The following is a 9,204-nucleotide window of genomic DNA, read 5'->3' on the forward strand; positions in this document are numbered from 1 at the left end:
GTAATCCGGCCCTTTAGTGCCGTTGTGGTGCCTGGGATGTCAAATCAGGCGGCGTTTCAAAGGTATGCAACGGCGCCGGGGAAGGCACGGTCCACTCCAGGTCCTCGGCACCATCCCATGCCTTGGCTGGCGCCTTTTCTCCGCCACGCACACACTTGATCAATACAGCGATGAACAGCAATTGCGATACACCGAAAATGAATCCCCCGATACTCGACACCATGTTGAAATCGGCGAACTGCAGCGCATAGTCCGGGATGCGGCGAGGCATGCCCGCCAGTCCCGAGAAGTGCATGGGGAAGAACGTCAGGTTGACACCAATGACCGACAACCAGAAATGCCAACGCCCAAGGCGCTCATCCGGATAGTGTCCTGTCCATTTGGGCAGCCAGTAATACGCCCCGGCAATAATCGCGAAGACCGCGCCAGGCACCAGCACATAGTGGAAATGAGCAACCACGAAATAGGTGTCGTGATACTGAAAGTCGGCAGGCACGATCGCCAGCATCAGGCCAGAAAACCCGCCGATGGTGAACATCACGATGAATGCCAACGCGAACAGCATGGGCGTTTCGAACGTGATCGAACCACGGAACAGTGTCGTTACCCAGTTGAACACCTTCACGCCCGTCGGTACGGCAATCAGCATCGTGGTGTACATGAAGAATAGCTCGGCCGCCAACGGCAACCCCACCACGAACATGTGATGCACCCATACAAGGAATGACAGAATGGCGATGGAAGCCGTTGCATATACCATCGACGCATAGCCGAACAACGGCTTCCGGGCGAATGCCGGCACGATGGCCGAGACGATGCCGAACGCCGGCAGGATCATGATATAGACTTCAGGATGCCCAAAGAACCAGAACAGGTGCTGAAAGAGTACCGGGTCTCCCCCACCGCCGGCATCAAAGAAACTCGTGCCGAAGTTGATATCCATCAGCATCATGGTGATGACACCCGCCAGAACCGGCATGACCGCAATCAATAGAAACGCCGTGATCAACCAGGTCCAGACGAACAGCGGCATGTCCATCATTCGCATGCCCGGTGCACGCATGTTGAGAATCGTGGCAATGATGTTGATGGCACCCAGAATCGAGCTGATACCGGCAATGTGCAGTGAAAAGATAAAGAACGTCGTTGATGGAGGGCCATAGTCCGTTGATAACGGCGCATAGAACGTCCAACCGAAATTCGGTGCGCCACCAGGCATGAACAGAGTCGACAGCAGCAAACCGAAGGCCACCGGCAGCAGCCAGAAGCTGAAGTTGTTCAGCCGCGGCAGCGCCATGTCAGGCGCGCCCACCTGTAACGGGATCATCCAGTTGGCAAGACCGACAAAAGCCGGCATCACGGCACCGAACACCATGATCAGACCATGCATGGTGGTCATCTGGTTGAAGAATTCAGGCTCCACCAGTTGCAGTCCCGGCTGGAACAGTTCGGCACGCACCACCAATGCGAATATCCCGCCGATAAAGAACATTGACAGCGAGAAGAGCAGATAAAGCGTGCCAATTTCCTTGTGGTTCGTCGTCAACAGCCAGCGCTTGATACCCGTAGGACCTCCATGATGATGATCATGCTCCTGGGCCTGACCTGCTGTCGTCGTTGCAGAACTTTGTTCCAGCGTATGTTGTGGCGGTAACTTCGGGGCCATCGGGAATCTCCTGTTCAATCAATGATATTCAGAACCATATCCTCGTTGGAAAGGCAGGCGAGCTACTCGAGCAGCTCCTGGATTTCCGATGGTTGCACGACATCACCCGTATCATTGTCCCAGGCATTACGCTCATAAGTGATAACAGAGGCTAGCTCGACCGCATTGAGATTGCCTCCAAAGGCCGCCATGGGCGTTCCCGAGACCCCATTGACGACAGCATCGATATGCCAATCGACATCATCCAGCATCTCTTCATTGCCGGCCAATGCCGGGAATTCCCCAGAACCAGAGCCGTCATCCTGGTGGCAAGTCGCGCAGACAGAGCCATAAACCTGTTCTCCACGCTCCATCAGCTCGTCCATTTCCCACTCACGATCGACGCTGTTGGCTTCCGCTTCAGCCTCTTCCTTGCGATCGGCGAGCCATTCCTCGTAATCATCCTGTTCCATCGCATGAACCACGACCGGCATGAAGGCATGGTCCTTGCCACACAGTTCGGTGCATTGACCGCGATAGATACCCGGCTCTTCGATCCGTACCCAGTTTTCATTGACGAAACCGGGAATGGCATCCTGCTTGACGGCCAGATCGGGAACCCACCAGGAGTGGATCACATCATCCGACGTCAGAAGAAACCGCACTTTCTGATCCACCGGAAGCACCAGTGGATTATCGACATCGAGAAGGTATTCGTCGGCACGTTCCTCTTCTCCACGAATCTGGGTACCAGGTGTACTCATGCTCGACGTGAAGGAAATGTCTTCATCCAGGTATTCGTAATGCCATCGCCACTGTTGGCCAGTGACCATGACATCCAGGTCGGCACCCGAGGGGTCATACATTTTCTGAAGCGTCGCTGTGGCGGGAAGGGCCATCCCCACCAGGATCAAGAGAGGAATCGTCGTCCAGAGGACCTCTACCGTCGTGTTTTCATGAAAGTTATCGGCCTTGGCGCCCTGGGAGCGGCGATAGCGGAACAGTGAGTAGAACATGACCGCGAACACGACGACCCCGATGACGACACAAATCCAGAAGATCGCCATGTGCAGGGAGTAAATGTCTTGACTTATCTCGGTCACCCCTACGGGCATGTTCCAGCCATTGGCGTATACCGCAGGAGCCAGCAAAAAAGCAGCTCCCATACCCGTCACCCAAGCGAGCACCATGCGCATCGGCCCCTCCTTGTTCTTGATCTATGCCCCGTGCCGAGGACAATCGACAACATATCAATGAATTAAGCGCTTCGACTATTAGTCTTTTCTACTAGTACAACATACGAGCCCAGCCTGCACACAGCGATGGTCAGGACAACGCGAACGCACAGACATTACCATCAATACCGGGAGATAAGACACATCCTCTAACCGGCAACCGTCAACGCTATCATCGCGATCACGACGACTAACACGATTGCCAACAGTATCCCTACCACGATGAACTTGATGGGCTCGCCATGCGTAAAATCCTCTTGCCGGCGGCGCTCCTTCTGTACGCCAAAAAACGCTGCCAGGACCGACTTGATCACATTCCACATGGTGGCCCGATCACACTCCGCTATACTGACAATTGGTTCAATGATTCTGTGCGAGGATAATCGCTATGACGTCCGACAAATCTACTCCTTTCGTCGCACACGAGCTATTCGCCACGTCAGAACCACTTGTCAACCTCTGGCTGAAGCACTGCATGGATCCTGCTACCCCCGTGCTCAAACTGCAACTCGCATGGTTGGAAAGTGTCTCGGATGCCGTACGATTCGAAGCCGATTTTCTGACCGCCTGTGCCGATTCCAGTGGCAAGCTGGTCAACTGTATGATGAATCCCACGACATACCGCGATCCGGAGCAACTCGGTGAGTGCTATCAGCAAGCATGGCAACAGGTCACCGAAGCCGGTGTGACGCAAATGTCCCATGCAACCGAACTTTCCCGGGAATTTCGCGAGCGGCTATGGGAAGAAATATGACTCTCGCGACAGCACTTCATGCAGTTGATCGGTCCTGACGGAGCGGCGAACATGAAAAAGCCGCTTGGGTCAGGACCTCAAGCGGCTTTCCTATTACACGATTGCTACCATCGTGTCGTCCTTGATCGATAGTGGTCGGAGCGACTGGATTCGAACCAGCGACCTCTGCAACCCCATTGCAGCGCGCTACCAAGCTGCGCCACGCTCCGGCAATCAGGGGCTGAACCCGCTGAACGAGGCGTATACTACCTTTGTTGCTGGCAAATGAAAAGCCCTTTTAGCGCTTTCCTTTCATAAACTTGGCGCGACCAGACGTCACTGCGAAAAGAAGTTCAAACGTGCCAGCAGCGTATAGCGGCTCTCCAGAATCATCAGCCCCATAAAGAACAACAGCACTCCCGGGGGAACCAGAACAACACTGATAATAGCCAGGCGCTCCCACACCAAATGCATGAATACAGCCATGATCAGCCCCGCCTTCATCAGCATGAAGGCAGTAATCAATGTCCACTTCAAATAGCCCTCGAAACCGACGTAATCCACGAAGTAAGAGAGTACGCTCAGTACGAAAAGCAGCAGCCAAACCCAAAGGTAAACGCTGAGTGGATGCTGTTGACCGTCATGATGTGCCATCTCGTCCACCTCGTTACCAGAGATAGAAGAATGCAAAGATGAAGACCCACACCAGATCCACGAAATGCCAGTACAGACCCAAGGTTTCCACCATCTCGTATCGACCTCGACGCCCGGTCAGGAAACCGGCTCGTTCATGGTCCAGCGAGCCTCTCAAGACTTTTATCGCCATGATGATCAGGAACAGCACACCGAAGCTGACGTGGGTTCCATGGAAGCCCGTTATCAGGAAAAAGGCAGCACCAAATTGTGGTGCGCCCCATGGGTTTCCCCAGGGTCTGACCCCCTCCTCGATGAGCTTGGTCCATTCGAATGCCTGCAGACCCACGAACAACACACCAAGCAAGGCAGTCAATACCAGCAACCCTCCCGTCATCAGACGGTCCCGTTCGTAGCCGTACTTGACCGCCAATGCCATCGTCCCACTACTGCTGATCAGGATGAATGTCATGATAGCGATCAACAGTAACGGCACATTCTCACCCCCGACATGCAAGGCAAATACCTCGCTGGCGTTGGGCCAGCTCTCGGCCGAGGACATGCGTGCTGTCATATAGCCGATCAGAAAGCAGGCAAAGATGAAGATGTCGCTAAGCAGAAACACCCACATCATCGCCTTGCCCCACGGCACCTGCTTGAACGTCTGTTGATCCGACGCCCAGTCGTCGACCATCCGCTTTATCGCGGGGACGACGAGAGATTCACGAGACCTCGTACTGGCCATGCTTCCCTCCCGGTCCGGCCACGAGAGACATCAGCCGAACAACAGCAGCCCGAACAAAATGAACCAGATCACCAATAAGTAATGCCAATACAGCGTGCACAACTCCATACGAGAGCATAATGCCACCGGTGCAGCCCCCTGATGCCGTCGCACCAACAATCGCGCCCATACCACCAAACCGCCCAGCAGATGCAGGCCATGCAAGGCGGTCAGCAAGTAAAAGAAGGCGTTGGCGGGGTTGCTGGCCATGTAGTAACCAGCCGCAATGAGTTGATACCACACCACCAGTTGCCCCAGCACGAAAGCCCACGTGCCCACGCCACCGACAAGGAGCCCTTTTTCCAGTGCGAAATCATCTCCCTGCTGGGCGCCATTCCAGGCCCACTGCAACGCCAGGCTACCCAGAAGCAGCGCCCCGGTGTTGAACCACAGCAAACCGGGAACCGGTAATGGTCGCCAGTCACCGCTGATTTCCATCCGCATCATGTAGGCGCTGATCGTCAACGCGAAAAGAGACGTCACCACTGCCAGGAAAACGACCAGACCGACACGTCCTGCCGTCATTCCCTCGGGCTGCGTTACTGCCGGCCCCTCCGCAACCGCTTGGGATTCCCAGGGCCTGGCATTGAAAGAGGGCCATACCAGCCATCCGCCGAACGTCACCATCAACAGCGTCAGGAAAACCAGACTGACAGTCATGACCGATCCTCCGCTGCCTGCTTCTTCGTATCCTGTGGCGCCACATTCTGGGGGATGAAGTCATCGCCACTGCCCGGAACCGAATAGTCATATGGCCAGCGATAAACTAGTGGCAGCGTGGGGCCGAAATTGCCATGACGAGGTGGCGTGTGCTCAGTCTGCCACTCCAACGTCGTGGCCCGCCAAGGGTTCGGCCCCGCCTCGCGTCCACGGTAGTAACTCCATACCAGGTTAATGATGAATAGCACCTGCGCCAGTGCCACGATAAAGGCGGCGATACTGATGACGACGTTGAGCGTCTGAACGGAGTCGGAAATGAACGTGGTCTCACCATAGGCATAATAGCGCCTTGGAACGCCTTCCAATCCCATGAAATGCATAGGGTAGTAAATGACATACGTGCCCAGGAAAGTGATCCAGAAATGCACCTTGCCCAGCGTGTCATTGAGCATTCGGCCGGTCATCTTGGGGTACCAGTGGTAAATGGCACCGAAAATGACCAGCACTGGCGCCACCGCCATGACCATATGGAAATGCCCTACCACGAAATAGGTATCCGACAGCGGCACATCCACGGTCACGTTCCCCAGGAACAAACCACTCAGTCCGCCATTGACGAATGTAAAAATGAACCCGATCGCGAACAGCATGGGAACCGTCAGACGGATATTTCCCCGCCACAGTGTCAATATCCAGTTGTAGACTTTTATCGCCGTTGGCACGGCAATGATCAGAGTCGTGATGGCAAATAGAAAACCGAAATAGGGGTTCATCCCACTGACATACATGTGATGGGCCCAGACCACGAAACTCAACACGCCAATGATGACGATGGCCCATACCATCATTCGGTAACCAAAGATGTTCTTGCGGGCATGACAGGCCAACAGATCAGAGACGATACCGAACGCCGGCAATGCCACGATATAGACTTCGGGATGACCGAAGAACCAGAATAGATGCTGGAACAGGATCGGACTCCCTCCGCCATGATCGCTCGTTTCGCCCATGCTGAGCATTTCCGGCATGAAGAAGCTAGTGCCCAGCAAGCGATCGCAAAGCATCATCAAGGCCGCCACGAACAGTGCCGGAAAGGCCAGCAGCGCCATGACCGTCGCCATGAAGATCCCCCAGATGGTCAACGGCAATCGCATCAGTGTCATGCCGCGCGCACGTGCCTGTAGCACGGTCACCACATAGTTCAAGCCTCCCATGGTGAAACCGGCGATGAATACCGCCAGCGAAAGCAACATGACGACGATGCCAGCCTCCGACCCCGGCGTTCCTTCACTGATCGACTGAGGGGGATACAGTGTCCAACCGGCGCCCATCGAACCGCCGGGAACAAAGAAGCCGGCCACCAGAATCAACACCGATGCAAAGTAGAACCAGAAGCTCAACATGTTGAGATAGGGAAACACCATATCCCGGGCGCCACACATCAAAGGAATCAGATAGTTACCGAATCCACCCAGAAAGATGGCGGTGAGAAGATAGACCACCATGATCATGCCATGCATGCTGACATACTGCAGGTACTCGCCGGGGTCTATCAGCGAGAAGGCGTTGGGAAACCCCAGCTGCAAGCGCATCAGCAGCGACAATACCAGCGCTACCAAGCCGATAGCGGTTGCCGTGACGCCATATTGAATGGCGATGACCTTGGCATCCTGGCTCCAGATATACTTGCCGATGAATGTTTTCGGATGGACGAGCTCCATCTCTTCGGTTTCGGCAGGCGGCACATAGGCGCCGGCATCGTATTCACGCTCCCCCATGAATCACTCCTCCGCCCGAGCCTGCTCGGAATCCTGTTGAGGTGACGATTCACCACCGGATAACGTACCAATGTAGGCGACAACATCACGCAAGGCGGCGTCATCCACCAGAATCTGTGCCATATCGACCATCTGGTTGCCGTACCAGTCATCCGGATGGCGTCCACGAACGCCATCCTTGAAGTGTTGCAGCTGGCGAACCAGGTACCAGTCATTCATACCGGCCAAACGTGGCGCCTTGAGAGCACGTCTCCCTTCGCCATCAGCACCATGACAACTGGCACAGGAACGATAGAAACGTTCGCCGCGTTCAGCATCACCGATGATCGTTGGACGCGTTGGTTCGACGGGGAGCGTTTCGATATGGGCTGCCACATCAGCGTTCATTTCCCTGTCCTCGAGCGTCATCGCAAACGGCCGCATCTGCTGGCCGAACCGGTCGGCCTCGTGCTCTCCACGTGCGCCTTGACGGAAATTGCGTAACTGTCGCTCGATATAATCATCATCCAGCCCTGCCAACCGTGGCGCGTTCATTTCTTGGCGTCCGCCCCCCTGGGGGCCATGACAGGCGACACAACGGGCGTAAAGTTCCGCACCTGTCTCGGGATCACCGTCCCCGGCTTCGTGCAGTTCACTGAACGTAGGCTGTTGCGCGACCCACTCCTCGAATTCGCCCTGCTCCACGACTTCGACCCGACCACGCATGGCAAAGTGAGCCATGCCGCAAAGCTCCGCACATACGGCTTCGAAATTGCCCGTCTGTGTGGGTGTCAGCCACATGTAAGACACCTGCCCGGGCATGACATCCATCTTGGCGCGGAACTGAGCCACCTTGAAATTGTGGATCACGTCATTGGATCGCAGCATGAGCTTCACCGGGCGATCGACCGGCAGCTTGACATGCGAGCTATTGATCAACACATCGTCCTGCCCCGCCGGATCGTCAGGATCCAGACCGAACGGATTGTCCTCATCGATCAAACGCGTACGCACATCGCCGAAACGGCCATCGTCACCGGGAAGTCGATAACTCCAGTGCCATTGCTGTCCTATCACTTCGACTTCATGGGCGTCGTCCGGCACATTGACGTAGTTCCCCCATACGAACAGTCCCGGTGCCAGGAGTGCGACGATCCCCAGTGTCGTCAAGCCCGTCAGCCAAGCTTCCAGCTTCTTGTTTTCCGGTTCGTAATGAGCCCGTCGATGGCGAGTAAAGCGGTAACGGAGAATCGCATATGCCATGAAGGCATTGACCGCCACGAATACCAGCCCCGTCACGACGAAGGTAATATCGATAGTCGTGTCGATGGCCCCCCAGTTGGACGCCAGCGGGGTCAAGTTCCAAGGGCTGAGAAAGTAAAAAACCACCGATCCCAGCGCCATGACGATCAAAACTAGCGCGATTGCCATAGGCCCCCCCGGTAGGGAGTTAAGGCATTAACAAGCGGTTATATTCACTGAATATAGTGAGTGCATCGGGCAGTCGCCAATTTTCCCTGGAGGGAACATCGAGCGATCAGAGGAGAAGATATGCCTAGCAACGCCAAGTTAATCGCCCCTCCCCACACATCATCTTGTAAGAGATCTCTGACACGATTTTAATCGATCGGCCAACGACGGCAGGCGCCAGGGCTTGGTAAAGTGCCGCTCGTCCATGGAAGGACGGCCTTGAGTCCCATTCGGTCAACGCAGGGAGGCGTTGTTCATGGCCCAGACCGGTCTACAGTTTACACTCG

General features: G+C 55.4%; 9 protein-coding genes and 1 tRNA gene. 1 reads left to right on the forward strand and 9 read right to left on the reverse strand.

Annotation, left to right across the window (positions count from 1 at the left end; all coding sequences use genetic code 11):
- Positions 1 to 13: 13 nt before the first annotated feature.
- The 3 genes from ctaD to BLW01_RS11875 form a co-directional block, all read right to left on the reverse strand.
- The gene (ctaD, locus tag BLW01_RS11865) at positions 14 to 1,666 is read right to left on the reverse strand and encodes a cytochrome c oxidase subunit I (RefSeq protein ID WP_092569931.1); all 1,653 of its coding nucleotides are present in this window, start codon (positions 1,664 to 1,666) and stop codon (positions 14 to 16) included.
- 62 nt (positions 1,667 to 1,728) lie between these two features.
- A complete protein-coding gene (coxB, locus tag BLW01_RS11870) occupies positions 1,729 to 2,835 on the reverse strand; it encodes a cytochrome c oxidase subunit II (RefSeq protein ID WP_217635527.1) in 1,107 nt (368 codons plus the stop codon).
- Between the two features lie 194 nt (positions 2,836 to 3,029).
- Entirely contained in the window at positions 3,030 to 3,203 is a 174-nt protein-coding gene (locus BLW01_RS11875; protein ID WP_092569934.1) for a DUF2970 domain-containing protein, read from the reverse strand.
- A 65-nt stretch (positions 3,204 to 3,268) separates the two neighbouring features.
- On the opposite strand from BLW01_RS11875, the gene BLW01_RS11880 reads away from it, so the two are divergent.
- A complete protein-coding gene (locus tag BLW01_RS11880; RefSeq protein ID WP_092569936.1) occupies positions 3,269 to 3,634 on the forward strand; it encodes a hypothetical protein in 366 nt (121 codons plus the stop codon).
- Positions 3,635 to 3,766: 132 nt separating this feature from the next.
- On the opposite strand, the gene BLW01_RS11885 is transcribed toward BLW01_RS11880, so the two are convergent.
- From BLW01_RS11885 to BLW01_RS11910, 6 genes are all read right to left on the reverse strand, one after another.
- Positions 3,767 to 3,843, reverse strand: a tRNA-Pro gene (locus BLW01_RS11885).
- A gap of 106 nt (positions 3,844 to 3,949) precedes the next feature.
- Positions 3,950 to 4,267, reverse strand: a complete 318-nt coding sequence (locus BLW01_RS11890) for a cytochrome C oxidase subunit IV family protein (protein WP_092569938.1) — start codon at positions 4,265 to 4,267, stop codon at positions 3,950 to 3,952.
- Positions 4,268 to 4,280: 13 nt separating this feature from the next.
- Positions 4,281 to 4,991 (reverse strand): heme-copper oxidase subunit III family protein, encoded by a 711-nt coding sequence (locus tag BLW01_RS11895; RefSeq protein WP_092569940.1) that lies wholly within the window; start codon positions 4,989 to 4,991, stop codon positions 4,281 to 4,283.
- A gap of 30 nt (positions 4,992 to 5,021) precedes the next feature.
- Positions 5,022 to 5,690 carry a cytochrome c oxidase subunit 3 gene (locus BLW01_RS11900; RefSeq protein WP_092569942.1) on the reverse strand — a complete coding sequence of 223 codons (669 nt, stop codon included), beginning with the start codon at positions 5,688 to 5,690 and terminating at the stop codon, positions 5,022 to 5,024.
- Complete coding sequence (locus tag BLW01_RS11905; RefSeq protein WP_092569944.1) at positions 5,687 to 7,468, reverse strand: cytochrome c oxidase subunit I; 1,782 nt, start codon at positions 7,466 to 7,468, stop codon at positions 5,687 to 5,689. The genes BLW01_RS11900 and BLW01_RS11905 overlap by 4 nt, the downstream gene beginning before the upstream one ends.
- A 3-nt stretch (positions 7,469 to 7,471) precedes the next feature.
- Positions 7,472 to 8,878 (reverse strand): c-type cytochrome, encoded by a 1,407-nt coding sequence (locus BLW01_RS11910; protein ID WP_092569946.1) that lies wholly within the window; start codon positions 8,876 to 8,878, stop codon positions 7,472 to 7,474.
- Between the last annotated feature and the right edge of the window lie 326 nt (positions 8,879 to 9,204).

The sequence above is a fragment of the Aidingimonas halophila genome (assembly GCF_900106955.1).
In the GTDB taxonomy this organism is placed as follows: domain Bacteria; phylum Pseudomonadota; class Gammaproteobacteria; order Pseudomonadales; family Halomonadaceae; genus Aidingimonas; species Aidingimonas halophila.

What these genes read in the sequence shown, in the direction of transcription:
- ctaD (WP_092569931.1), bottom strand. Translation starts at nt 1,666, where the DNA reads ATGGCCCCGAAGTTACCGCCACAACATACGCTGGAACAAAGTTCTGCA.
- coxB (WP_217635527.1), bottom strand. Translation starts at nt 2,835, where the DNA reads ATGGTGCTCGCTTGGGTGACGGGTATGGGAGCTGCTTTTTTGCTGGCT.
- BLW01_RS11875 (WP_092569934.1), bottom strand. Translation starts at nt 3,203, where the DNA reads ATGTGGAATGTGATCAAGTCGGTCCTGGCAGCGTTTTTTGGCGTACAG.
- BLW01_RS11880 (WP_092569936.1), top strand. Translation starts at nt 3,269, where the DNA reads ATGACGTCCGACAAATCTACTCCTTTCGTCGCACACGAGCTATTCGCC.
- BLW01_RS11890 (WP_092569938.1), bottom strand. Translation starts at nt 4,267, where the DNA reads ATGGCACATCATGACGGTCAACAGCATCCACTCAGCGTTTACCTTTGG.
- BLW01_RS11895 (WP_092569940.1), bottom strand. Translation starts at nt 4,991, where the DNA reads ATGGCCAGTACGAGGTCTCGTGAATCTCTCGTCGTCCCCGCGATAAAG.
- BLW01_RS11900 (WP_092569942.1), bottom strand. Translation starts at nt 5,690, where the DNA reads ATGACTGTCAGTCTGGTTTTCCTGACGCTGTTGATGGTGACGTTCGGC.
- BLW01_RS11905 (WP_092569944.1), bottom strand. Translation starts at nt 7,468, where the DNA reads ATGGGGGAGCGTGAATACGATGCCGGCGCCTATGTGCCGCCTGCCGAA.
- BLW01_RS11910 (WP_092569946.1), bottom strand. Translation starts at nt 8,878, where the DNA reads ATGGCAATCGCGCTAGTTTTGATCGTCATGGCGCTGGGATCGGTGGTT.